Consider the following 26079-nt stretch of genomic DNA (forward strand, 5'->3'; position numbering starts at 1 on the left):
AGTAGATATGCTAAAGTTTTTACGAATTACGTCGATACTTGGCATAATGACTGTAATAGCAAGTCACACTGGCCCGTGACGAAGGATGAAACACCATGAAAATCGACCAAAGCAAACCACTGAACACGGCACCAAGCCGTAGCAGTGAGCGCGCCCCAAACACCAGCTCCGCAAGTGCCGAGCGAACCAATACGGATAGCGTTACCATCAACCCGCTTGCCGCCAAGCTCAGCCAAATCGAACAAAGCTCAAAACCAAGTTTTGATGCAGAACGGGTTGAATCCCTCAAAAAAGCCATTAGCGAAGGCCGCTTTACCGTGCGCACCGATGCCATTGCTGGCAAGATTATTCAAAGCGCACAAGAACTCCTAGGTAAGTAAATGATCCTCAGCGCGCCTTTAGATGACCTGCTTCATCAGGCAATAAGCAGCATGCAAACCCTGCTTGGCCTATTAAAAGAAGAACAAAGTTATTTAATCTCCAATCAGCTGGATTCCCTGCTTGTACTTACCATCGATAAGCAAACAGCTGCTTTTGAAGCAGAGCAGGCGGGTTTAGCACTCAGCCAGTTTTTTGCAGAGCAAGGCATCAACCCACAAAGTGATATTGATGCTTGGTTTACTGAGCAGCAGCCCAAGGCCTTAGTACAGTGGCACCTATTGCTGGAGCACACCCGGCAGGCAGCGGCTTTTAATACAAGTAATGGCAAGCTGATCGAGACGCGTCAGCAGCTCATCAATACTTTCATGCAACAAGTGCTTGATGCCAGTCAGAATAGCCCGCTCTACGCCCCCGATGGCAAGCTAACATCGCTACCGCAAGGCCAGAGGCGCGATCTGGCCTAGGGATTTTGCGCCAGCAAGCTACGCCCCCCTTCGAAGCGTTGCGCAAAGTAAGGGCTGGACATCGATTCCACCCTGATCTTTCCCTTTGATGAAGGCGCGTGAATAAAGCGCCCGTCACCCAAGTAAATCCCCATATGCGAAAACGAGCGGCCCAAGGTATTAAAAAACACAAGATCCCCTGCCTGTAGCTGCTCGGTCGCCACAGGGCGAGCTAGGCTGGCGATTTGCGCCGCATTATGCGGCAACACCGCACCTACTGCATTTTTGTAGACAAAACTCACCATACCGCTGCAATCCAAGCCTGCCTCAGGATTATTACCGCCAAATTGATAGCTCACATCCAAAAGGCCCAGCGCATACATGACAATCTCCCGGCCTGCACCATCCGCTTGAATATTGCTCAAGGATTTAGAAGCCGAATACGGCACTTTAGTGCGTGATGGCGTGGAGCTGCACGCGCTTAAAACTAGAATACTCAGCAATAAAATCTTCTTCAATCTAAATCCTTTAACAAGCGTTAGCCATCTACTGGATTTGCTGGTGTAGCTAGAATCAATTGATAAAACGCTAAATCCAACCAGCGGCCAAATTTAAACCCTGATTGCGTAATCGTACCTGCGTGACTAAAACCCAATTGCTGATGCAAGGCGATACTTGCGGTATTTTCTGCATCAATTCCACCAATTAAGGTGTGATAGCCCTGCTCTTGGGCTTTTTCAATAAGAAGTAATAATAGTTTTTTACCCAAGCCCTGCCCGCGATGATCAGGGTGGATATAAATCGAATGCTCAATGGAATATTTATAGGCAGGCCGTACACGAAATGCGCCATAAGATGCAAAGCCCAATAAAACACCCGCCTCATTTTCAATCCCTAGCACAGGCAAATGATTTGCTTCTTTATCTGCGAACCAATCTACCATACTGGCTAAAGGCCGCAGGCTATAATCATAAAGCGCCGTAGAGTTAGCAATGGCCTCATTAAATATAAAGAGAATCTGCTCTGCGTGCAGTGCATAAGTACAAGAAACAATCCGCATTATTTACGCTTCGCTCTAATTATTGAATCAAAAAAAAACACCTCAGAATCGCTCCCTCGGTGTTTTTATACATACAGCCTTAGAAAACGGCTTTTAGATCAGGAGTGTGAGCGCTTGTAATCCACATCGCAATCAGTCAGCACAATCACACGAGGATGTGTTTGCAGGAACGATGCAGGCACTTGAGTGGTAATCGGCCCATTTAAAGTGCGATCCAGAATCTCAGCTTTTTCTGCGCCTTTCACTACCAATAGAATAGACTTGGCATGCAAGATCGAACCCATGCCCATCGTTAATGCATGGGTTGGCACATCATCAATGCTATTAAAGAAGCGTTTATTGGCTTCGCGAGTTTCTGGCTTTAAAGTCACTTTATGTGTAAAGCGGGATAAAGATTCATCCGGCTCATTAAAGCCAATATGCCCATTATGGCCAATACCCAGAATCTGCATATCGACCAAACCTTTTTGATAAATCAGCTCATCATAACGACGACCTTCTTCATCCAAATCATCGGCATTGCCATTAGGCACGTAAGTATTTTCCGGCTTAATGTCAATATGATTAAATAAATGGGTTTGCATAAAGCTGCGATATGATTCCGGATGAGAAACAGCCAGACCTGCATATTCATCTAAATTAAACGTTGTTACTTCTTTAAAACTCACCAAGCCCTGCTTGTAGCTTTTTACGATTTCCTGGTAAATGCCAACGGGTGTGCCACCGGTAGCCATACCCAAAATAGCATTAGGCTTAGAACGCACAACAGAGAGTAGTAAGTCTGCGCCAACACGGTTCAGCTCATTTTGGTCTTTGAATTTATGCAAAATCATGATTTTAGGTATTCCGAAATAAGTAAAACAACGTAGATACTATACGCGACTCAACAAACTTTGTTGATGCAAAGCACAACAGAAGTAAAAAAATCAGGAAAATAACCAAGGCTGCTCAATACGGCGCTGAGCCTCAAAAGACTTAATCTCTTCGGCGTGATTCAAAGTCAAACCAATTTCATCCAGACCATTTAATAAGCAATGCTTGCGATGCCCTGTTATATCAAAACCAAAAGTCTGGCCTGATGGCGTAACAACCGTTTGTGCCACTAGATCAACAGTCAAGCGGTAGCCCTCTGCAACTTCACTTTCTGCAAATAGCTGATCAACTACGGCGCTATCTAAAACAATGGGCAACAGGCCATTTTTGTAGCAGTTATTAAAGAAAATATCGGCAAAGCTTGGTGCAATCACAGCTCGAAAGCCAAAATCATCAATTGCCCACGGTGCGTGCTCGCGGCTAGAGCCACAGCCAAAGTTGTCCCTTGCCAGCAACACTTCTGCACCTTGATAGCGCGGAAAATTCAGCACGAACTCGGGATTAGGCTGGCGCTGGCTGTTATCCATGCCCGGCTCGCCGTGATCCAGATAACGCCATTCATCAAACAGATTCGGGCCAAAACCAGAGCGCTTGATCGATTTTAAAAACTGCTTAGGAATAATGGCATCGGTATCCACATTGGCGCGATCCAGCGGGCAAACCAAGCCATTTAATTGAGTAAATGCTTTCATTTATTGGCCGCCTTTTCGATGGCTTCGCCACCTTTTTTAATATCTTTGCCCATGCCCGATACGGTGTTACACGCTGTCAGCCCAAGCATCAGAAACATCAATATCAGTGTTGTAATCCGCTTCATTATTTTTCCTTTAAGCCAGCTGGCGCACATCAACAAAATGACCAGCAATGGCCGCTGCTGCTGCCATTTCCGGGCTGAGCAAATGAGTGCGCCCGCCTTGGCCTTGGCGGCCTTCAAAATTACGGTTGCTGGTAGAAGCACAGCGCTCGCCCGGCTCTAAGCGATCCGCATTCATCGCCAGGCACATCGAGCAGCCTGGCTCACGCCATTCAAAGCCCGCCGCAATAAATATTTTATCCAGGCCTTCAGCTTCCGCCTGCGCTTTAACAAGGCCCGAGCCCGGCACCACCAGCACCAACTTCACATTAGCCGCCTTAGTTTTACCCTTAGCAATACCTGCAGCGGCGCGCAAATCTTCTATGCGGGAGTTGGTACAGGAGCCGATAAACACTTTATCGATCTGAATATCGGTCAGCGGTGTGTTGGCAGTCAGGCCCATATATTGCAATGCGCGCTCGTAACTACCGCGCTTTACTAAATCAGCTTCGGCAGCAGGATCCGGCACAGCGCCGGAAATCCCCAAGACTTGCTCTGGCGATGTACCCCAAGTGAGCTGAGGCTCGATCTCGGCCGCATCAAGTGTCACCAGCGCATCGAATACCGCGCCTTCATCCGACACCAGTGTTTTCCAATGCGCCACAGCGGCATCCCACTGGCTGGCATTTGGGGAATAAGGACGACCTTTCAGGTATTCGATGGTTTTATCATCCACCGCGATCATGCCAGCACGTGCGCCCGCCTCGATCGCCATATTACAGAGCGTCATCCGCCCTTCGATAGAAAGCGAGCGGATCGCCTCACCACCAAACTCGATTGCATAGCCTGTGCCGCCTGCTGTGCCTACCTTGCCAATAATCGCCAGCGCCACATCTTTTGCCGTTACACCACGGCCCAAAACGCCATCCACACGGATCAGCATCGCTTTAGATTTTTTGGCAACCAGCGTCTGGGTGGCCATCACATGCTCGACTTCAGAAGTGCCAATGCCATGCGCCAAGGCAGCAAAAGCGCCGTGTGTAGAAGTATGACTATCGCCACAAACCACGGTCATACCAGGTAAGGTCGCGCCATTTTCCGGGCCCACCACATGCACAATACCTTGCTTCTGATCTTTAAATGGGTAGTAAGCCAGTGCACCGAATTCTTTGATATTGGCGTCCAGCGTTTCTACTTGCAGACGGGAAATCGGATCTTGAATACCCAAATCCCAGTGATCAGTCGGAGTATTATGATCGGCAGTCGAAACAATCGAAGACTTGCGCCATAGCGTTCGGCCCGCTAACTTCAAGCCTTCAAAAGCTTGCGGGCTGGTGACTTCATGCACCAAGTGGCGATCAATATAAATAAGGCAGGTGCCATCGTCTTCGGCGCGAACAACGTGGGAATGCCAAAGTTTGTCATAAAGTGTCTGAGCCATGGCGATAGTCTAGAAAAGTCAGGACCCTCGAAACTAGCATAGAAGCCCTTTTGCCACAACCGCGTAAGCAAGACTTATACCGATGTAGTTTAAATAAAATAGCTACATCCAAACCAGAGGAAACCCAATGCACCGATCACTTCTCACCCTGATACTGCTCGCCGGCGGCTGGGCCCATGCCGCCTCTTGCCAGAGCGTGGCAGAAAACATCAACCGCCAGCTGCGCCCTGACACAAATACCAGTGAGCTGACGGTAATCCTCAGCAGCCTGAATCAACAAAACCGCCTGCCCGCTAAGTTTGTGACCAAACGCGAAGCACAAGCAGCAGGCTGGCGACCCGGCAGCAGCCTCTGGCAAAGCCTGCCGGGCAAATCAATCGGCGGTGATCGCTTTGGCAATCGTGAAAACCGCCTGCCACGCAACCAATATCAGGAAGCAGATTTAGATTACCAAGGCGGCAAACGCGGCGCGAAACGTATTGTTTTTAGCAAAAATGGCCTGCGTTTTATTACCGTAGATCACTACCAAACCTTTACCGAGGTGCCCTCATGTCAATAACTCAGAAAGTTGTACTTAAACACATCCGTAAGCTCAGCGATGCTTACCAGCAATTAACTGAGCAGCTGGATTTTTCTAGCGACCCAATTAACAATCTGGATGCGCTGTACGATGAACTGAGCGCAAGCCTAGAAGGCCCAATCCAAATTACCTGGGAAAACAGCACAGAGGCTAAGGCCACATTAGGAAAAGAAAATTACACAGCACTACTGGCCGTCTTTGAAGACGCAGCTGCAGAGAGGGATGATTTAACGGTAATTATCAAGCCTTAAGCGATTCACGAGCGGGCAAACCACCTTAAATCTTAGCCGTCCGCCCTGCCCGCTGTACTACCACATGCAAAACCAAATATTGAAACTTCAACATCACAGAAAGCACGGGCACTTCTCAGAGAAAATCTATTTCTTTCCCACCAGCTTTTCAGCAACTTATCTCAAACAAGTAATGGGGGGCAAAGAGCTTTTAGAGCTGGATTACATGGCCAACACCTTCCGCGTAAATGGGGAGGATATGCTGGAAACGTATCGGCAGAATATTGGGGGCTAGCGTTGGTAACGCTTTAATACTTAAGCCTACTTCGGTGGGCTTCTTTGCATTCTGTGATCTAGAGTTCTTGCTGAGACAAACGCAAAGCAGTTATTGGATAATTTTGGTTGCTAGGCCCAAAGCTATATCAGCCCAACCTAACGTGCTCAGCTCGGGTTAACAAACCTAACCCACCCTACAGGGCTACATAGGCGGCAGAAAAGGTAGAAGCAAAAACCAATTGGGCGATCTCATCATCCTCATGCCTAAGCCCCAAAAGCAAAGGGGCCAAGCGGCCCCTTTGCTGATAAATATGACATTCTTTTACAAATAGTGAAAAACACAGCCAACCCATTTTTCGCGCCGCGATTCATCCACCACGGTTTAATGTTTGGGTTTTATGCGGAGGAAAGTTTCCCGCTGCCTGTTAATCAAAAGAGAAGGTGTAATAGGCATCACCCGTCGTTTCGTCCGTGCCGATTCGTGAAACCAAGGACCATCCTTTAGTGAGCTGCCAGGTAAATTTCACGGCATCACGTAGGCCATTTATGCTTTTCTCTAGTGAAACCCGTACATTTTTGCTCAGCTGCTTGCCTACAGACACCACCTGAGTTGATGTGCCGTCTTTTTCTTTCTGGCTGCTAAAACCCACATCATCGAGGCCGACTTTGCCAAGAATACCCTCACTAAAGCTGGCGTTATCGCCTGAAGTCAGTAGCGCATTAGCCACTTGCAGCATCAGCGCGCTATCAGATTTATCCATACTATCCGAGCCATGCCCAAACAAGAGCCAGCTGAGTTTTTCACTATCAGGCCGGTTCGGTTCGGAGTAAAGCCTTACCTGCGGCCTTAATGCCGTACCCGACACCTGCACCCCCGCCTCGACTTCCTGCCCGCGCCGCATCGCCAGCACATCTAAGCCAGGATTATCAATCGGCCCCTGAAAAGCCAGCACACCGCGCTCGATATCCAGCTTCTGGCCGTAAGCACTATAGGTACTGCGTGCATTGCCTTCGTTTTCTGCCACTTGCACCACACCATGCGCTGTAGGCGCTTGATTGGCCTGTGTGCGTAGACGCAGTAAACCCGCTAAACGCGCATCCAGACCATAACCCCGGAAGCGAAAGTTTTTCCCTAAATCGATATCCATTTGCAAGGACAACTTAGGCCCTGCATCAACCGGCGCTTTGCTCCGCCCTTTAACCACAACATCATCGGAGAGCTTGGGCACATCATTCGATTGAAAGCGAATATCGCCCTCATCCGCTTTAAGCTGGCCGCTGACGCTCATGGCTTTATCTCTGAGCGTGATATTGCCCTGCCCCGACATCACCACCAGCATATCGGCCTTGCTGATTAAGGTGAGTTTATTTGCCGTAACTTGAGCGCTGGCACTCGGGCTAGGGCCAGCCAAATCAAATGTCCCCTTCGCATCCAAAGTACCTTGCCCGCCTTTAAACTGGAACTGCTGCAAATTAATCAGCCGCTTATCCAGGCTCACTCTGACCTTGCCTTCTTGCAAAGACAAACCCGTGGCCGCATCGCGCATCGACAAATCATCGCCATATACAAAACCTGTCCATTCATTGTCTTTAAGTAAGCCAGTGTGGCGCACTTCAAAGCGGCCACTACCTGCCAAGGATAAATCCGGCCCCAGTAGCGGACCAAACATCGCCAGCTTAGGCAAATCACCTTTAATAAAAACATCTACCGGTGCACGCTCTGCCAAACGCCAATTCACGGCATCTAGCAAAGCACTGCCATTGGCCTGCATCTGCCCGAAACGCCCCGAGCTTAAATTGCCGGTAAAATTCAACACCGATTGCTTCGCATTAATTTGTAACTTTAAATCTTGCAGATCAAACTTTTGCGGCGCGGTGTTGTGCGTTACATATTTTAAATCACCCGATTGCCGGTGAATCTCCAGCTGCCCGTCTAAGCTACCCGCTGACTTCAAAGCCCAGCGTCCGCCCAGCATCAAATTACCGCTCACTTCTTTTTGCCCCAGCAGCGTCAGCCACTGGCCTACGGAAACCTGCTCTAGCTCACCTGCCGTATCTAAACGGCCATCTTGCCAGCTCAATCTTTCGATATGCACCCGCGTGTCGCCCATCAGGAGGCGCGCATCGCCCATGCGGATCAAATTAGCCCCAGCTTCTAACGCCAGCGGTGCGGCCAAATTGAGGGCAATCGGCTGATTCACTTGCAGGCTCTGCACACTACCGCGCCAAACCCACAGCTCGTTTAAGCCGCCTTCAAAGCGCGAACTTACATCAATCAAACGCTCATCCTGCTGCCCCTTTAGCAACAAGCTGGCACTATGCTTGGCCCGGCTACCATCCACTTTCAGGTTCAGGCTTTGTATTTGCACCCCTGCCGCCTTCGCATCGCTCACATCCGCACGGACATGCATCGGGCCTGTTAGATCGGATTGTAATTCAGCCTCTACAGCGGCCTGATTTACCGACACGCCAAATGGCGTTTGCAAACCTGCCACAGCCAGCTGCGTGGCAATTTGCGGGCTCAGCATGGCGCCTTTTAATTGTGCATCGCCGCTGATTTTTCCGGCAAAACCGGGGCCAAACTGCTGCAGCTGCGGCAAATTAATTTTGAGCTTAAGCACATCACTGGCAAGGCCCAGAGCGCCTTGGGCATCGATACGATTCCCTCCCAGCGCCAGCCAGAGATCCGCATTAGAAATACGCGTCTCTTCTATATTAAGCTGCCCCTTGCCGCTTAATACTTCGCCATTAAAGCGGCTATCACCTAGGCTGTAATCTACACTGGCTTTAATCGCAGGCTGCAAAGCTCCCGCTAGTTTAAATTGCCCAGTTATTGATCCCTTAGGGCTAGCCACAAACTCTGCCGGATTAATCCCGGCAAATTCACCGACCAGCTTGAAATCATTTTTTGCTACGCCCTTCGCATCCAGCAAGCCCAATTCGCCCTGCAAAGACACACTGCTGTTTGCTCTGGATAAACGAGCCTGACGCAATGCAATACGGCGCTCATGCTTAGGGTTTAACCAGCCCATATCCAGATCAAGCGCCACATTGCGCTGTGTATCAGCCAGTTTTGCCACCACATCAGGAGCCAGCCACGGGCCTTTTAAGTGGATGGTGCCCCCCAAAGAGGCTGGCGGCTGCCGAGAGAAGAGCTTGGCAGGGTCGATTTTAGCTAAATCAAGCTGCAATTTAAGCTGGCCCTTATCCAGATGGCCCGCCCCTTTAATTTGCCCTTGCCCCAACAGATCTAGCGACATCGCTTTAAGCGTGACTGTTTCTTTTAGATACCCTAATTTACTACTGATCTGGGCAAAGGGCAGCCCGCCCTGATCCACCGTCAGGGGCATGGCATTGCGGATTTCTAAAGAGCCACTGGCGGCATTCTCACCCAGCGGCACAACTGATAAAGATACATCAAGCAATGCTTTAGGCAGCCCTGGCATCAGCACAGCAGGATTAAGCTGCTGAAGCTTAATCTGGCCTTCGCTCAGCAATTGATAGGTATAGGGTGCAAACACATCAAGCCGTGCATTAATCATGGCCTTAAGCTGATTACTTTTCACATCGCCTGTCAGGCGCAATTTACGCAGCTCGCCACTCAATTTGATTTGTGATTGCAAGGGCTGGTTTTCTGCCTTACCGCTTAGCTCTAGCTGGCCGGAAGTCACAAAGGGCAAAGTGCCCACTAGCGCCAGGTTACCTTTCAAAGTGGCATCAATTTGCGGCAGCTTCAGCTTTAGCTGATCCAGAACAAGCTGATGGAAACGACCATTACTCGCCAGCTTAAAGCGCAGCGCTTTAATATCGGGCGAGCCTTTAATGCTTAAGCGATCAATTTGTGCCTGATCGATATGCAGGCCAATGGGCAGCGTTATACTATCTGGCGGCGGCGATGACGGCTTATCTGGCGGGCTAGGCTTGATATCCACTTCTAAATGGCCGATCACCAGCTCATCAAGCGATAAATCACGCGCCAGCAGGCTATATGGGCTCCACGCTAGGCTCACTTTATCAATCGCAATTTTGACCTCGGCGGTGTCCACTACCAAACCACGTAGTGCAAAATCTGACCATAAAGAGCCATCAATAGCGCGCAGCTTAGCCATACCACTCTGATTAACTTGCTTCACCAGCCAATCCCGACCCGTTTGTGAATCAAAAAAAGCCAAAGAAAGGGTCAATAAAAACACCGGCACAAGCAACAAGAGCAGCAATGCACCAATCAAGCGGCGAAACAGAGAGTACTTAGGACGCAAAGGCGGTGTAGCAGCTTGCGCCTCAGGTGTAGGAGCTGGGTTAGTTTGCATTTTAGAAGGTCACTCCCATCGAAAAATGCACCCGGAATTGTTTTTCTTCCACCCCTCTTGCCACATCTAGACCAATCACGCCCACGGGGCTCACCCAACGCGCACCCAGCCCAACCCCGGTCGAGCCGCGCCAGTCTTTCCACTGATCTCCCACACCACCGTGATCAACAAACACCGCACCCAGCCAATCTTTATAAACGGGCGTCTGAAATTCTAAAGAGCTCACCGCCATCACCCGACCAGGGATGGTAGAGCCGCCTGCCGACAAACCCAAGCTTTGATAATCATAGCCACGAACCGAGGAAGAGCCCCCGGTACGGAACAACCAATCAGAAGGCACATTAAAAGATTCTTTAGTAAAGGTATCCCCCAACTCTAAACGCCCCACCACCACACTTTTCTCCCCCACAGGCCAGAACTGCACCCCACGGCCATAAAGGCGCACAAAGCTTTCATCCGACAACAGGCCTTTAAGTGCCCCACCGCCCTCTAAAGTAATGACATTACCCGAACGTGGGTTTCTGATACGGTCTACATCGCGGCGCACCCATTGATACTTGGCTGTTAAAGACTGCGGATCAGACACCGTGCCATCGTTTAACTCCCGGCGCTCCATTTGGTACTCAATCGCGATTAATCGATCAATGCTTTCATCACTGATGCTTCTGGAAACCCCGGTTTTCCATGTGCTGGTCGCTAAACCCTGAATATCTTCACGCACAAAACTACCGTAAACCCGGTGCACATAGCCCGAAGCAAATCGGGGAAAAGTCACCCCGGCATTAAATGACTGCTCTTTTTGCTGCAAACGAAAACCGGTATCGAGTACCCATGCCCGATCCAGCAGATTTAAATAGCGGTAATCAAACGACCCGCGCACACCAGTGTTGGTGCTAAACCCCAAACCAGTGCTGATTTTGCTTAAAGGTGCTTCCTGCACGGTGACTTTCACCGGCGCAATATAAGGCGGATCAGTTGGCAGATCGACATCCACTAAAACAAGGGAAAAATGCGGCAGATTCTGCAAATAGGTTTGCAGCTCTAATAAATCATTGCGGCGGTATTCAGCGCCTTCATGAAACTGAATATTATTGCGAACCAACTTTTCAGGGTAGTGCGATAAGCCGGTAATACTTAATGGCCCGTAGTAATAAGCAGGCCCGCTATCCACATCAACCGTTAAATCTACCGTGTGGTTTTCCGGATCAACGCTCGCTTCGGCATGCAGCATCTTGGCTGCAGGATAACGACGATTCAAAAGTGTACTAATCACACGCCGTTTGCCATCATCCCAGGCGCTTTGACGAAACACGCTGCCTTTAGGCAAAGGCCATGTTTGCTCCTGGCGATCGATCAGGCGCTTCATCCGCGCCTCATCTGGAATAACATCACCGGTGTAATTAACGTCTACATTGCGAACCAGCGTGGGCTGACCTGCATCCACATACAGAGAAACAAGCGCAGGGACACTTGATTCTCCCAGCTTAATTTTAACCGTAGGTGAAAAATAGCCCTCGGTCGATAACAAACCACTCACCGCTTCAGGTGCATTGTCGATCAGGCGTAAAAGCTGCTCTCTCGTCATCCTTTTCTCAGTTTCCATGCGCGACAAATCCAGATGCTTGTCGAGAAGGTCGAACAAATCATCCGGCGCTTCAATCTCTAAAACATAGGGAAAATAGACGTTTTGCGCTGCATCGATAGCAGGCGGCTCATCAGCAAGAGCCAGCACAGGAAATGCCAAAACAAAGACGAAAAATGACCGAACAATCATGAGGGTGATTTTAAAAAGAGACAAGGCTGCTACTTTACCGCATGGGAGGCGCAGCAGACAAAAAAGAACCCGGTCTGTATACGCATCCGAAGACGCAGAACACAGAGCCGGGTAACAAGAAAGACCAGATGAAGAGTCAAAACATACTACACACACAACAACTTACTACTTACCACACTTACAAACAGCTAAACCGACAGATCAACGAGTTGCAATAAAACCTTGGGATTTCAACAGCAGGTTTTGAGCAGATTCGATGTTCTTAAAAATAATTTGCAAGGTACGCATTTGCATCTCCTTAAAAGTTTGGGCCAGAAGTCTGTTCCCAATCAAGCAATGGAGTTACTTTAACAAAACTACAGAGCACCCGCAAGTATTTTTGTAGTAAAACTACTTGTATATTTGCAATAAAACACACTAAAGACTACAAAAAATTGTATTTTTTTTATAAAATACAACTAGATAGCGTGTATTAAAAATAGAAAAAAATAATATTAAAATGTAATTTAACTACAGAAATATTACACTGTCAGCACCAGACGCGGCGCTAGCAAGCGAGCAAAGAACAGAAGACTGGCGTGCGCAAGATCAAAAAATCGACCCTGCTAAATATCGCAACACCCCCCTGATCGCTCTTCGGCATCAAGCGCAACAAACAAGCAGCACAATGACAAATACATGCCAATAACATGCAAAAAACTGCTATGCAGCGCCTGTTTATTGCGCCACCACAGCAGCGATCACAAACGAAGTGACTGTTACAATCACCACTGTGATGTAAATCACTTACCCAGCAAAGCAGACTTCAATGAATCGTTCACTGGCGCTTTACCCAGCCAGATTGACAGCATCGCTGCAGCAAAATCATCGCCCGCAATCGTCGTATAGGTTTTACCGCGCACCGTGACGCGTGTTCCCTGCCCCGGAATAAAATCAAGCAAAATCACATCCCCTTTGGCTGCGGTCTTTACTTGCTTAAACACTTGCTCCAACTCAGCAATTTTTGGCGCCAATGTCACTAAGGCCGCCTCACTTTGATTCGCTTTTAAGCTATCCACAAAACCTTCATGCATTGTTGCGGCCGAAACTTCACGCAGCATGCGTAGCTCCATACGGCGAGGAACTGCACCGTTGACAACCGAGCTTGCATCTTGTGTTTTAACCGGCACATAAAGCGCTGCCAGATACACATCAAAGAATACTTTTTTACGCACGCCTGCACCATTTAGCGCCAAAGACTGGCTGGCCAACTCGGCGCGATCCGCCAGATTCACCCCTGCCACTTCCAAAGCCATGCTGCTTTGTGCCGCGAGCACAAAAGATGCGGTCATCAGTAATTTTTTCATTTTTTCATTTCCTTGAAAAAAAACCCACGGATTTGAATCCGTGGGCAAAAGCCTTGATCTACAAACTAGGCATTACAAGGATTGAATAATCCCTGCCGCACCCATGCCGGTGCCGATACACATGGAAATCATGCCGTATTTACCCGCCATGCCATGACGACGCATACCGTGCACGATGGTTGCCGCGCGAATCGCGCCGGTTGCACCCAGTGGATGGCCTAAAGCAATCGCGCCGCCCAGTGGATTAACTTTGCTCATATCCAGATTAAGATCACGCGCCACAGCCAGGGCTTGCGCCGCAAAGGCTTCGTTCAGCTCGATCCATGATAAATCGTCCTGAGTCAGGCCAGCTAACTTCAGTGCCGCTGGAATCGCTTCTTTCGGGCCAATCCCCATGATGTGCGCTGGTACACCTTTTACTGCAAAGGTCACGTAACGCGCCAAAGGCACAAGGTTAAATTGCTTCAGAATGCGCTCGGAAACCAAGATCACCGCGCCTGCACCATCAGACATTTGCGAGCTATTACCTGCAGTGACTGAGCCTTTAGCCGCGAATACGGTTTTCAGCTTAGCCAAGCCTTCCATCGTTGTCCCCGCGCGTGGGCCTTCGTCGGTATCGCAAATTTTGCTAGTGACTTCAACTTCGCCAGTCGCCAAATTTGGCGTGCGCGCGAATACTTCTAGCGGGCTGATTTCGTCTTTGAATTCGCCTGTGGCAATCGCATGCAGCGCACGACGGTTTGATTCAACCGCGAAAGCATCCTGATCTTCACGGGAAACATTCCACTGCTCGGCTACTTTTTCTGCCGTCAGGCCCATACCAAAGGCAATACCGAGGTTTTCGTTTTTAGTGAAAATCTCAGGATTGAGGGAGATTTTATTTCCCATCATCGGCACTTGCGACATGCTTTCCGTACCTGCCGCAATCATCACATCGGCTTCGCCCAAACGGATTTTATCTGCAGCCATCGCAATGGCATTCACGCCTGAGGAGCAGAAACGATTGATGGTTACACCACCTACCGTATCCGGCAAACCCGCCAGCAGCACAGCCATACGGGCAATATTCATCCCCTGCTCGGCTTCTGGCATGGCGCAGCCAACAATCACGTCTTCGATCAGCTTAGGATCAAGCTGAGGCACTTGCGCCAGCGCACTTCTTAATACATGGGCCAGCAAATCATCAGGGCGAACATTGCGCAACATACCGCGCGGTGCTTTACCAACCGGGCTGCGAGTCGCAGCGACGATATAAGCTTCTTGAATCTGTCTGCTCATTTTGAGCTCCTAAATATGGGGTATTCGCTAAAGCCAAGAATCATCCGTAAACCAAAAGAACCTGTAGACACAAAGAGCACCAAGAACACGGAGAAAACCAGAGTAAAAATACAAAGGATTGCATGGCCCCGTACCTACAGGCCTGCCCTAAGGTCTTACTCTGTGTGCTCTGTGCTCTCCCCGATCTCTGTGCCTACAGAACTTCTCTGTTTAATTACGCAGCGGCTTGTTGTTTTCCAGCATATACATGATGCGCTCTTGCGTTTTGCCGGTTTTCAGCAGCTTCATAAAGCGCTCACGTTCCAGCTTCAAGATCCATTCTTCATCCACCAGCGTGCCCGCATCTACGTCACCACCGGTCATGATTTCGGCGATATGGCCGGCGATCAGGTAGTCGTGCTTAGAGATAAAGCCGCCTTCCAGCATATTGATCAGTTGGCCCTTGATCGTGGCTGCGCCTGCACGGCCCGCTACAGCAAATGCTTTTGGCTTAACCGGTGCTTTGTAGCCTGATTCGCTCATGGCGCGTACTTGCGCTTTGGCTACATAGAGCAATTCATTCGGGTTAAACACAACGATGTCGGAGCTACGCAAATAGCCGATTTGCTGGCCTTCTTCTGCACTCGTACCCACTTTCGCCATGGCAACCGACAGGTAGTAATCTTTCAGTGCGGCAACGATGTCGCCTTTAGCTTCTTGCGAAGCACGCAGTGCAAATTCTTTACAACCGCCGCCTGCTGGCAAGAGCCCCACACCCACTTCAACCAAGCCGATATAGGTTTCTAGGCAAGCCACAACGCGTGAGCAGTGCATTAAGAATTCGCAACCGCCACCAAAGGCATAACCTTGAGCCGCACCAACCACTGGCACAGCTGCATATTTAATGCGCATGCTGGCTTTTTGGAATTCGGCCACCATGTTTTCGATTGAAGCAAAGTCGCCAGTCATAAAGGCTGGGCCCATGCTCATCAAATCTGCCCCCACCGAGAACGGTGCTTCCGGATGCCAAACCACCAAACCAGCGTAGCGCTCTTCAGCGATCGTAACCGCTTGATTTACACCAGCCAATACATCTGGGCCTATGCAATGTGCTTTGGTTTTAAAGCTTAGAACAGCAACATCTTCACCCGGCTGCACCCAGAGGCGAACGCCGTCATTTTCAAAAATAGTTTCGCCATACACTGGTGCTGCATCACCGACCACGGTTGGCGGATAAAGCTGACGCTTATAAACTGGCAAGTTGGAGCGTTGTTTCAGGGCATTGTCTGCCGCGCTGAACGAGCCTTCTGGCGTATGCACTGCATCACGTGAAGCCACCCAAGCTGGCAGAGCTACGTCGCTCATTGCCTGTCCTGCTGCTGAATCTGCAGCAATGGCCGCTGCAATATCTTTCCAACCGGCGGCTTGCCACTGCTCAAACGGGCCTTGATTCCAGCCAAAACCCCAGCGAATCGCAAAATCCACATCGCGCGCATTATCTGCAATCGTATCGAGGTGATAGCTGATGTAATGCCATACATCGCGCATGCAGGCCCAGAGGAATTGCGCTTCTGGGTGAGCCGATTCGCGCAAGGCTTTAAAGCGTGCAGCCGGATCAGTGATTTTCAGCAGCGCCTTAACTTCATCGCTACCCTTTTGTCCGCCAGCAATATAGTCGCCAGTGCTCGGATCAAGCATCAATACATCACGGCCTACTTTCTTGAATACGCCAGCCTTGGTTTTTTGGCCCAAAGCGCCGTTTTCAATCAGCTTTTGCATCCAAGCCGGTACGGTAAAGTATTTGTGCCAAGGGTCTGACGCCAATTGCTCGGTCATGGTTTTAACCACATGAGCAAAAGTATCCAAACCAACCACATCGGCAGTGCGGAAAGTCGCTGATTTCGGACGGCCCAAGCGTGGGCCAGTCAGATCATCAACCACATCAAAACGGATGCCGAGGCGTTCGGCGTGGTAAATCGTTGCCAGCATGGAGAACACACCGATGCGGTTGGCAACAAAGTTCGGCGTGTCTTTAGCGCGTACTACGCCCTTGCCCATGCGGGTAGCAAGGAAGCTTTCCAGCGCGTCCATCATCGCAGGATTAGTCTGGGAATCAGCAATCAACTCAACCAGATACATATAGCGTGGCGGATTAAAGAAATGAATACCGCAGAAACGGCTGCGTAGCTCAGCAGGCACACCGCCCGCCAAGGAATTAATCGATAGGCCGGAAGTATTGGACGCCAGAATAGCGTGTGGTGCTACAAAAGGAGCAATCTTGGCATAAAGATCGAGTTTCCAATCAAGGCGTTCAGCAATAGCCTCAATAATTAAGTCGCAATCTTTTAATTTTTCTAAATCAGAGCCGTAATTAGCTGGCTCAATATGATCCGCACGCATAAGCGATGCTAATGGCGACGGTTTCATTTTTTTAAGATTGGCAATCGCCTTTGTTGCAATGCCATTTGCATCGCCTTCTTTGGCTGGCAAATCAAATAAAACGGTTTTAATTCCCGCATTGGCAAGATGGGCAGCAATTTGCGCTCCCATTACGCCCGCGCCGAGAACGGCAACCTGACGGATATGCACGGTATTGGCCATGTTTAGCCTCGCTAAAAGGAAAGGAAGAGCGGCGAGAGCCGCCCAGAGTCACTAAGCCCTCCCCGAAGGGAGGGATAAAAACGATTAGAAGCGGTAATTCAATTGCGCGCCAAATACATTGGCATACGCAGAAACATCTGCATTCGTTGTTACAGTATTGCTGCTATCAATATTCGCCATGCTTGAATCTTTAAATTTCACGTAGGTATAAGCCACATCCACTGACATATTTTTATCAATGGCGTAATTAAAGCCGGTAGAGAACCAATAACGATCGCTATCTGGCAAGTTAGCAATACGATATTTTGCCTGATCAGCCGGTGATTGATCGTAAGCCAGACCCACACGCAATTTCAAAGGATCGTTATACTGATAGCTCAGACCTAAAGAGAAACGATCAGTATCGCGCCATTTCTGTTCAATATCCGCATTAAAACCTGCATCTGTTTTCAGAATTAAATCTTGAAATTTAGAATGCCAGGTATGCGTCCAATCGCCTGTTAATGCGAATTGATCATTTAATTTTTTATAAAAGTTAATTGCAAATGAATCTGGCGTTTCTAAATCAACCGTACCATTTGAATTAAGCAGTTTTGCACCAACAGCAACGCCCGGTGGAAATACGCTAGGAACGGTAAATTTAGTGTCACCCTGTAGGCTGTGGCTTAAGCTGGAGCGGTATGCCGCACCAAAGCGCAAAGTATCATCTACTTTCCAGGTCACACCCAGATTAAAGCCATAAGCCCAGTCATCACCTTCGTAATCCATTGAGCCATCAAGGGCCGGAGTAGGATTGCCACCCACGGTCGCCTTACCACCCAAATCAATCATCTTCTTAAAGCGTGCTTTCATATATTGGGCGGTAACACCGGCCCCCACAGAAAACTGCTCATTGATTTTGTACGCAACAGAAGGATTGAGTGCTAGCGTCATTAATTCAAGATCGGTACCGTTGTAACGACCGATCCATTTTTCATCAAAATTGGTTTTATCACCAAACGGCACAAACATGGCCAAGCCCACAAATAACTGATCATTTACTTGATGGGTAACATAGCTTTGCGGAACAAACACAGGATCTGTAGGTGAACCGCCATCATTCCCGGTAACAGGCTTACCGCGGCTATTACTCGCATTCAGATTAGAGAAGCTAATGTGTGGATCAACAACAATCAAAGCGCCCGATATATTGGTGCCGCGTAAATTAGTCATGCCCGCAGGGTTGTAAAACAAGACAGAAGCGTCTTCTGCCTCAGCAGCGTTTGAATTGGCAACACCTTGCGAGCTGACACTTTGCACACCAAAGTGATAGCCAGATGCAAGGGCATTACCAGCTATAAATAAGCTTGCCACACCTAAAGTACGAATTGCCATACGAATAGTTCCAGACATCGTCTATCTCCTACTGTGGCCAGTGGCCTGTGGTTTAGTCCTAAGCAGTTTATCTGCAACAAACCCCAAGTACTCTTTGGTACTTTCGCTAAAAGTAAGCTAGCCCCTGCTTATTTTTTGCTTTTAGGGCCGTTTTAATTTAGGTCTTTAAATGAATGCAAGCTTATTTTTATTCAAACAACTGTTTTGGCGCATTAGGGATTTCATCCAAGGATGAAATCCCCCTGCTTTTTATGACACTGGTGGTGTTTCTGTTGCTATTTTTACACTTTCTTGACCGGTGGCCTTAGTTACAACCGCACTATCGCTGACTTTAGCCTGATTCAAAATGTCGCGATGAATGGCGTTGTCATCAGAAGTGCTTAAGGTTGAATCAAAATCATCCACCATAATTACTTCACGACGTAAGCGGCGAGCCCGCTCTACTGCTGCAAACTCAGCAGCAGAAATCAAACCAGTGCTTTGTGCTTCAGCAAGACGCTCAGAAGCGGTAATACTCTTTAAGCTGCCTTTACGCTGTGCATTACGCAACTTGCCTTCCAGCGCTTCAGTTTCAATTACCGCCTTCAGAGCATGCTCTAACACACCAACAGGATCGCTTTCATCTTTAGAACGGTACATATATTGCGTCAGACGGTCGCGTGCTACCGATGGTTCCATCAATAGGCGGGCAATTTGTGTGCCATCGCTATCTGTTGCTGCTTTTAAGCTCAAACCAAGCGGGAACACCAGAACACGCATCAAGAACGCCAACAGACGGCTTGGGTGGTTGGCCATAAAGCCATCCATTGCAACCTGGCAATCGTAAAGCGCCGAATCAACCGCCCAAGCCACAAGTGGCAAGTCTTCTTTAGGCGCGCCATCGTCATTAAATTTCTTCAGTGCAGCCGTCGCAATATAAAGACCTGACAACATATCACCCAAACGAGCCGATAGTTTTTCACGGAACTTCAAGCTGCCGCCCAGTGAAGCCATCCCCATATCTGCCAGGAATGCAAAAGCAGAAGAGAAACGAACTACATTGCGATAACGCTGAGCCATTGCGCCAGATTTTGGCGAGCCGACTAATTTAGCGCCAGTCAAACCCATCACAAAAGCACGTACTGCATTAGATACTGCAAAGCCAATATGGCCAATCACTGCGGTATCAAAAGCGCCTAAATCTTTACTCATTGCAGCGCGTAATTCAGTCAGTACAAAAGGATGGCAACGAATTGCGCCCTGACCAAAGATAATCATGCTGCGCGTCAGAATATTCGCGCCTTCAACGGTAATCGCAACCGGAATTGCACCGTAAGCACCGGCCAGATAGTTACGAGGCCCCGTACATACTGCTTTACCACCGTGCACATCCATCGCATCGTTAATCACCTTACGCATACGCTCGGTGTTGTGATACTTCAAGATACCTGACAAGACGGATGGTTTTTCGCCCATGTCCAGCCCTGCTAATGCTAGGCGCTGCGCAGCGTCCATCTGGTAAGTCATCCCGCCGATACGGCCCAGCGCTTCGTCCACACCTTCAAAGCGGCCAATCGACAAACCAAACTGATTACGAATCCGTGAGTAAGCACCGGTGGTGTAAGACGACACCATACCCGAGGCAACCGACATCGCAGGCAGAGAAATACAACGACCTACCGACAAACACTCAACCAGCATGCGCCAGCCTTGACCCACATAATCTTTACCGCCAATGACCCAATCCAATGGAATAAAGACATCCTTACCCCAGTTTGGACCATTTTGGAACACAGCCGTACCCGGATAATGGCGACGACCAATATGTACGCCTTCGTGCTCGGTAGGAATCAGTGCGCAAGTGATACCAATATCTTCTTTTTCGCTCAATAAATGCTCAGGATCGTAAAGCTTGAACGCCATGCCGAGCACGGTAGCGATCGGGCCCAGCGTGATATAACGCTTTTCCCAAGTCAGTCGAACACCCAGTACATTTTCATGATGAACACCGGTACGTGGGTCGGTATAGCTACCACGGCAAACCTTACCAAAGTCCGGAATACCACCCGCGTCAGAACCGGCATCAGGGCTGGTCAGGGCAAAGCAAGGAATATCAATCCCTTTAGCTAAACGTGGCAGGTAGTAGTTCTTTTGCTCGTCCGTTCCATAGTGCTGCAACAGCTCGCCGGGGCCGAGTGAGTTTGGCACCATGACCGACACAGCTGCCGAACCAGAACGGGTTGCAATCTTGGTCACTACACGAGCATGTGCAGTATTGCTGAATTCTTTACCGCCATACTTCTTCTTGATGATCATGCCCAAGAAGCCTTGATCTTTAATAAACTGCCAAGCATCGGCAGGCAGATCTTTGTGCTGGGTAGAGATTTTCCAATCATCCAGCATCGCGCAAAGCTGCTCGGTTGGGCCATCTAAGAAGGCTTGTTCTTCAGCCGTTAAGGTGGCTTGAGGAATGGCGTGCAAACGATCGAAATCAGGCTTACCCGAGAACAGATCGCGATCCCACCATACCGTGCCGGCATCAACCGCTTCCTGCTCAGTTTGCGACATCGCAGGAGTAATTTTGCGGAATACGCCAAAAATCGGGCCGGTTACCAGCACTTTGCGTAATGGTTTTACATTGGCAACCGCCAAAACCACCAGCGTCACAATCGCCGCGGCGGGATGCCAGCCTAGCAATTGCACGCCCGCTCCAATACCAGCCAGCAAGAGAAGCGATGAAAGCCATAGAGGTGCGCGGCAATAAGCCAGCGCAGCCACAACAACGATGGCAAGGAGCAGACACATTAAGATAGTCATGGAAGTCTCCGGGTTATTTGGCTGCTGGTGCATTCAGCCCAGCAGAAATAAAAGGCATCAATTGACGAACCACCAATGCCGGATCACGGGCATTGACGAGTGAGCTTTCGGTAAAGAGGCGTAAAACATTATTACCAGCGAATGCATTAAACATAGCACTGGATAAAAAGTGGAAACGCCATTGCACATCTAATTCAGACAAATGTGGCAAAGCACGTCCTAATGCCACTAAATAACGCCGGGTTAATTCGCCATAACGCTGTGGCATGGTTGCTTTTAATTCCGGATGCGGCTCAACAAAAGTACGAGCTAACAAACGAACAAACAACAAACCACCGTATTCTGGATTTCTACCCATTTCTAAAGAAGCCATCACAAATGCTTCAGCAACTTGATCTGCAGTAGGATTAGGAATATGACTTTCTAATTCCTCAAGTTTGCCTAATAGCAATCTTGCAAATGGCTCCGCCCTGCGTTCAAATACCGCACGAAATAAACCATCTTTAGAGTGGTAGTAATAATTAACCGCCGCAATATTGACTCGGGCCGATTGCGTAATCATGCGCATGGACGTGGCATCAAAGCCGTGTTCAACAAAAAGAGGCTCGGCTGCATCCAAAATGCGGTTTGCTGTGTCTTGCGCCTTGACCGATTCGACCACTTTAAGACTCCTGCTGGGTGTAGTTGATTTAGAACAATTTCAAACGACCGTTTGAAATTATAAGAAGTTGGGATTATTGTCAAGCCAAGACGTAAAAATAGCGGAAAACCCCTAGGTTTCCCGCCTATCAATGCAACACAATTCTTCCTTTTAGCTTTCTAGCATATCGCCATCGATGTAATACCAACGGCCTTCCTCAAAAACGAAACGACTTCTTTCATGCAATTTCCAAGCTTTACCACCCACTTTATAACGCGCAATAAACTCAACTTCAGCATGTAGTGCTTGTGTCTGAGCGTCTTTAATTTTCAAGCCTATCCAGCGCACAGGCTCTTCATCGCCAAGCGTCGCTGGCCGGGTAGATGAATGCCAAGTCGCCAATAAGTAAGCATGCAAATTCAATACAAAAGCACTATAGCGTGAGCGCATCAATTGTTCTGCCGTCTCTGCTGCAGCGCCCTGGTGAAAAGGCGCACAGCATTTTGCATAAATCCGGCCACTTTCACAGGGGCAATTCGTTTCTTTCAACTTTACAACTCCCACATAAAGCACTTGGCGCATCATACTCATTACTTCCAAATGTCGCCGTAATAATGCACAGAGCCGCAAGCCACGCTCTGGCGTAAAATGAAGCCCTTTTCTGCAAAGGGCCACCGCATGTATCTGATATCCAAACCGCTAGCCGCCCTGTTTGATATGGACGGCCTGATGCTCGATACCGAAAGCATAGGTATTGAATGCTGGACCAGCGCCGCTACCACACTCGGCGTTGACATGCCACGAGCTGTGCTGATTGGCATGATTGGCATGCACTCCAGCAAAACAGATGTTTATCTGCTTGAGCACCTTGGCAGCCATGCCCCGATTGCAGAATTACGCGCCGCCTGCCATGCACTCTATATGGAACGCACCCAGGAGCCGATTGCCCATCGCCCCGGCCTGAGCGATATCCTCGATTGGCTGGAAGCGCAGCATATCCCCAAAGCAGTCTGCACCTCAACACGTCGCAGCATTGCCGAGCATCATTTGCGTGCTGCGGGTCTGTGGTCTCGATTTGAATTTGCCATTTGTGGTGATGAAGTCACCCATCCTAAACCTGCACCTGAAATCTATCAAAAAGCCGCAGCTGCATTTAACTTGCCTCCGGCCTCATGCATCGTGCTTGAGGATTCTGACTTTGGCGTGCAAGCCGCCCATCAAGCGGGCTGCAAAGTTATTATGATTCCCGATTTACGCCCGCCATCGGCACACTCTGTGGCACTCAAAATCCCCATTCTTGGCTCGCTCACCGAGGCAAGGAACTTACTGACCCAAGCCGCCTAAGTGAGCGCTTAAAACACGGCGAGATGGCGAATAATCATGATTTATTTTGCCAAAGCCGTGTTTTTAAATGAGTTGCACTTCAATTACACCACGACATTCTTAGCTTCTCCCGCTAAAAACGCATCAATATTGTGAATCAACTGATCTGCCAATTGCTGCATAGTAAATTGCCCTGCCCATGCAATATGTGGTGTGATAATCAAATTGGGCAGGCTGATATCCAATAAAGCATTGCCATTTCTTGGCGGCTCCGTGATTAAAACATCCAGCCCTGCCCCGCCTAATTGTCCTGTCTGCAAAGCATGCAGTAACGCCACTTCATCCACCAAACCACCTCTTGCCGTATTAATCAGCACCGCATCTTTTTTCATTAAAGCTAATTCTGCCTGTCCAATCAGATTACTGGTTTGCACATTAAACGGGCAATGCAAACTGAGCACATCGGCACGAGAAAGCGCCTCATTAAAATCGACAAAGCCCTGCCGCACTTCCTTTGCATGTTTTCTTTCAGCAAAGAGCACCTCCATACCTAAGGCACGAGCCAAGCTCGCCATCGCCTGCCCCAAAGCACCTGAACCGATTAAAGCCAGCGTGCTGCCTGCTAAATCGTGAATCGGCGCAGAAAAATGACAAAAGCTTTGTGCCTGCTGCCATTGACCGGCCTCAACATCCGCACGGTAAGCCAATAGCTGCCGCCGTAAAGCCAACATCAACATCAGCGCATGCTCAGGCACACCGGCTAAAGCATAATCACGAATATTACAAACGCGAATCCCCCGCGCTTTGCAGGCCACCAAATCAATCTGGTTATAACCGGTTGCGGCAACTGCAATCATTTTTAAATCTGGGCAAGCCGCAATCGTTGCTGCCGTAATTGGTACTTTATTGCTGATGGCAATATCAGCGTACATAAGGCGATCTGCCACCTCGCTCAAAGCGGTATAGGCATATTCCTGCCATTGATGCGGAGCTTTTAAGGGGAGTAAAGTAAGCGGTAAAGAGTCTCTATCTAAAAACACAATCCGTGGCAGAATCCCTTGCAACATATATCGCTCTCAATAAATTTAAAAGGTAGCAAAATGAATCAAGTCGATCTCTTTCTGGCATCCGGTTTTGAAGAAATAGAATTGATCACGGTGGCCGATATTTTACGCCGTGCGGATATGAGTACCCGTCTTATTTCAATTAATAGCCAGCTGGCTGTAACAGGTGCGCATCAAATCACGATCCAAGCGGATGTGACTATGGATGCCGCCGATCACAACGCCCATATATTAGTTCTGCCCGGTGGCGGGCCAGGCACGCAAGCCATGCTGGGCAGTACGGCGCTACATACCCGCTTGCAACAGCACCTTTCAGAGGGCAAACCCATAGCCGCCATTTGCGCCGCACCCATGGTGCTAGCCAAAGCGAATCTACTCAAGGGAATCAATGCAATCTGCTATCCCGGCTGCGAAGCCGCCTTACTTGAGGCGGGCGCAAATATTGTGATGGAAAACGTGGTGGTAGACGGCCTGATCACTACCTCACGCGGCCCCGGCACAGCAGCCGCATTTGCTTTTGAGCTGGTGCGCCAAATCAAAGGCGAGGCTCTATCGCAAAAGCTCAGTAAAGAAATGCTATTTTCCTAAATCATCCATCAAAAAAGCCCGCATTCAGCATGCGGGCCTTCCTTTTAATACGTCGACTCAAACTAATTCATACACCGTTTTACCGCGCAATTTAAATAATTGTGCGGCGTGATAAAGATTTTCAGAATGGCCAACGACCAATAAACCCGATGATTTCATTTGCGGCGCAAAGCGCTCAAGAATTTTAAGCTGCGTGGGTTTATCAAAATAAATCATCACATTGCGGCAAAAAACCACATCAAACGGGCCGCGGATTGTCCAAGTCGCCTCAACCAGATTAAGCCGCTTAAATGTGATCATATCGCGCAGCTCTTGCTTGGCCTGATAGCGCCCATCGGGCAACTTATCAAAGAAACGCTTCACCCTTTGCGGCCCCATGCGCTCGACTTCTTCCCCTGCATAAATACCAATGCGGCCTGTTTCCAATACATTAGTGTCTAAATCAGTAGCCGTAACTTTAACAGGCGGGCGCATGCTATCGAATGCTTCGCAGGCCGTCATAGCAATACTATAAGGCTCTTCCCCGGTGCTTGAGGCCGATGACCAAACATGCAGTGCACCCGCACTGCGATGGGCCAATAAATGCTCAGCCAGAATCGGAAAATGATGTGCCTCACGAAAAAATGAGGTGAGATTCGTCGTAAGCGAATTGGTAAACAATTCAAACTCTTTGCTATTGCCTTTTTCGAGCAGCTGTAAATAATCATTAAATGACTGCAAGCCCAAAGCGCGTAAACGCTTAGCTAGGCGGCCATAAACCATATCTTGCTTAGCAGGAGAGAGCGCAATACCCGCGTAGTTGTAAATTAACTTACGCACTTTTTCAAAGTCTTGCTCTGTAAATTGAAATTCGCGAGAAGGCGTTGGCAGCATGGTGATCCTTTAATCAATTTCTTAGAAACTAAACGGGGCGTACAAAAATATGTTTT

The 26079-nt window shown here is 48.9% G+C and carries 24 protein-coding genes; 7 read left to right on the top strand and 17 right to left on the bottom strand.

Annotated elements, in window-relative coordinates; translation table 11 throughout:
- Positions 1 to 95: 95 nt before the first annotated feature.
- Both flgM and VN23_RS08560 read left to right on the top strand, forming a co-directional pair.
- A complete protein-coding gene (gene flgM / locus VN23_RS08555) occupies positions 96 to 380 on the top strand; it encodes a flagellar biosynthesis anti-sigma factor FlgM (RefSeq protein ID WP_052746694.1) in 285 nt (94 codons plus the stop codon).
- Positions 381 to 845 (top strand): flagella synthesis protein FlgN, encoded by a 465-nt coding sequence (locus VN23_RS08560; RefSeq protein ID WP_046352797.1) that lies wholly within the window; start codon positions 381 to 383, stop codon positions 843 to 845.
- Here VN23_RS08560 and VN23_RS08565 read toward each other — a convergent pair.
- The 6 genes from VN23_RS08565 to leuC form a co-directional block, all read right to left on the bottom strand.
- A complete protein-coding gene (locus tag VN23_RS08565; RefSeq protein WP_046352796.1) occupies positions 842 to 1342 on the bottom strand; it encodes a C40 family peptidase in 501 nt (166 codons plus the stop codon). The two genes, VN23_RS08560 and VN23_RS08565, sit on opposite strands and share 4 nt — an antisense overlap.
- A 20-nt stretch (positions 1343 to 1362) precedes the next feature.
- Positions 1363 to 1884, bottom strand: a complete 522-nt coding sequence (locus tag VN23_RS08570) for a GNAT family N-acetyltransferase (protein ID WP_046352795.1) — start codon at positions 1882 to 1884, stop codon at positions 1363 to 1365.
- A gap of 98 nt (positions 1885 to 1982) precedes the next feature.
- Positions 1983 to 2717, bottom strand: coding sequence for a glucosamine-6-phosphate deaminase (gene nagB / locus VN23_RS08575; RefSeq protein WP_046352794.1), 735 nt, complete (start codon positions 2715 to 2717; stop codon positions 1983 to 1985).
- Positions 2718 to 2810: 93 nt separating this feature from the next.
- The gene (gene leuD / locus VN23_RS08580; protein WP_046352793.1) at positions 2811 to 3449 is read right to left on the bottom strand and encodes a 3-isopropylmalate dehydratase small subunit; all 639 of its coding nucleotides are present in this window, start codon (positions 3447 to 3449) and stop codon (positions 2811 to 2813) included.
- Entirely contained in the window at positions 3446 to 3574 is a 129-nt protein-coding gene (locus VN23_RS08585; RefSeq protein WP_062654862.1) for an entericidin A/B family lipoprotein, read from the bottom strand. Before VN23_RS08585 ends, leuD begins: the two co-directional genes overlap by 4 nt.
- A 10-nt stretch (positions 3575 to 3584) precedes the next feature.
- Complete coding sequence (gene leuC, locus VN23_RS08590; protein ID WP_046352792.1) at positions 3585 to 4991, bottom strand: 3-isopropylmalate dehydratase large subunit; 1407 nt, start codon at positions 4989 to 4991, stop codon at positions 3585 to 3587.
- Positions 4992 to 5118: 127 nt separating this feature from the next.
- Here leuC and VN23_RS08595 point away from each other — a divergent pair, with 127 nt between their 5' ends.
- From VN23_RS08595 to VN23_RS22275, 3 genes are all read left to right on the top strand, one after another.
- Complete coding sequence (locus VN23_RS08595; RefSeq protein WP_046352791.1) at positions 5119 to 5550, top strand: ribonuclease domain-containing protein; 432 nt, start codon at positions 5119 to 5121, stop codon at positions 5548 to 5550.
- Complete coding sequence (locus VN23_RS08600; protein WP_046352790.1) at positions 5541 to 5822, top strand: barstar family protein; 282 nt, start codon at positions 5541 to 5543, stop codon at positions 5820 to 5822. The genes VN23_RS08595 and VN23_RS08600 overlap by 10 nt, the downstream gene beginning before the upstream one ends.
- A 64-nt stretch (positions 5823 to 5886) precedes the next feature.
- A complete protein-coding gene (locus tag VN23_RS22275) occupies positions 5887 to 6096 on the top strand; it encodes a phage major tail tube protein (protein WP_046352789.1) in 210 nt (69 codons plus the stop codon).
- Positions 6097 to 6502: 406 nt separating this feature from the next.
- Here the strand turns inward: VN23_RS22275 and VN23_RS08610 are convergent, their stop codons facing one another.
- From VN23_RS08610 to VN23_RS08650, 9 genes are all read right to left on the bottom strand, one after another.
- Positions 6503 to 10387: a translocation/assembly module TamB domain-containing protein gene (locus VN23_RS08610; RefSeq protein WP_046352788.1), complete on the bottom strand. Its 3885-nt coding sequence runs from the start codon at positions 10385 to 10387 to the stop codon at positions 6503 to 6505.
- A 1-nt stretch (position 10388) separates the two neighbouring features.
- Complete coding sequence (locus VN23_RS08615; RefSeq protein WP_197433065.1) at positions 10389 to 12119, bottom strand: autotransporter assembly complex protein TamA; 1731 nt, start codon at positions 12117 to 12119, stop codon at positions 10389 to 10391.
- An 824-nt stretch (positions 12120 to 12943) separates the two neighbouring features.
- On the bottom strand, positions 12944 to 13507 hold the full coding sequence (locus tag VN23_RS08620) for a chalcone isomerase family protein (protein WP_046352786.1): 564 nt from the start codon (positions 13505 to 13507) through the stop codon (positions 12944 to 12946).
- A 72-nt stretch (positions 13508 to 13579) separates the two neighbouring features.
- A complete protein-coding gene (locus VN23_RS08625; protein ID WP_046352785.1) occupies positions 13580 to 14785 on the bottom strand; it encodes an acetyl-CoA C-acyltransferase in 1206 nt (401 codons plus the stop codon).
- Between the two features lie 210 nt (positions 14786 to 14995).
- Entirely contained in the window at positions 14996 to 17365 is a 2370-nt protein-coding gene (locus VN23_RS08630; protein WP_046352784.1) for a 3-hydroxyacyl-CoA dehydrogenase/enoyl-CoA hydratase family protein, read from the bottom strand.
- A gap of 84 nt (positions 17366 to 17449) precedes the next feature.
- Positions 17450 to 18757, bottom strand: a complete 1308-nt coding sequence (locus tag VN23_RS08635) for an OmpP1/FadL family transporter (protein WP_052746693.1) — start codon at positions 18755 to 18757, stop codon at positions 17450 to 17452.
- Between the two features lie 231 nt (positions 18758 to 18988).
- Positions 18989 to 21535 carry an acyl-CoA dehydrogenase gene (locus tag VN23_RS08640; RefSeq protein WP_082752696.1) on the bottom strand — a complete coding sequence of 849 codons (2547 nt, stop codon included), beginning with the start codon at positions 21533 to 21535 and terminating at the stop codon, positions 18989 to 18991.
- A 13-nt stretch (positions 21536 to 21548) separates the two neighbouring features.
- On the bottom strand, positions 21549 to 22196 hold the full coding sequence (locus VN23_RS22095) for a TetR/AcrR family transcriptional regulator (protein WP_046352783.1): 648 nt from the start codon (positions 22194 to 22196) through the stop codon (positions 21549 to 21551).
- A gap of 150 nt (positions 22197 to 22346) precedes the next feature.
- Entirely contained in the window at positions 22347 to 22757 is a 411-nt protein-coding gene (locus tag VN23_RS08650) for a YchJ family protein (protein ID WP_046353070.1), read from the bottom strand.
- A gap of 66 nt (positions 22758 to 22823) precedes the next feature.
- On the opposite strand from VN23_RS08650, the gene VN23_RS08655 reads away from it, so the two are divergent.
- Positions 22824 to 23519, top strand: a complete 696-nt coding sequence (locus VN23_RS08655) for an HAD family hydrolase (RefSeq protein WP_052746692.1) — start codon at positions 22824 to 22826, stop codon at positions 23517 to 23519.
- An 83-nt stretch (positions 23520 to 23602) separates the two neighbouring features.
- On the opposite strand, the gene VN23_RS08660 is transcribed toward VN23_RS08655, so the two are convergent.
- Positions 23603 to 24565: a D-2-hydroxyacid dehydrogenase gene (locus VN23_RS08660; protein ID WP_046352782.1), complete on the bottom strand. Its 963-nt coding sequence runs from the start codon at positions 24563 to 24565 to the stop codon at positions 23603 to 23605.
- 33 nt (positions 24566 to 24598) lie between these two features.
- Between VN23_RS08660 and VN23_RS08665 the strand changes: the two genes are divergently transcribed.
- Positions 24599 to 25150 carry a DJ-1 family glyoxalase III gene (locus tag VN23_RS08665; RefSeq protein ID WP_046352781.1) on the top strand — a complete coding sequence of 184 codons (552 nt, stop codon included), beginning with the start codon at positions 24599 to 24601 and terminating at the stop codon, positions 25148 to 25150.
- A gap of 57 nt (positions 25151 to 25207) precedes the next feature.
- Here VN23_RS08665 and VN23_RS08670 read toward each other — a convergent pair whose 3' ends face one another.
- The gene (locus tag VN23_RS08670) at positions 25208 to 26023 is read right to left on the bottom strand and encodes a CheR family methyltransferase (protein ID WP_046352780.1); all 816 of its coding nucleotides are present in this window, start codon (positions 26021 to 26023) and stop codon (positions 25208 to 25210) included.
- Between the last annotated feature and the right edge of the window lie 56 nt (positions 26024 to 26079).

The sequence above is a fragment of the Janthinobacterium sp. B9-8 genome (assembly GCF_000969645.2).
In the GTDB taxonomy this organism is placed as follows: Bacteria; Pseudomonadota; Gammaproteobacteria; order Burkholderiales; family Chitinibacteraceae; genus Iodobacter.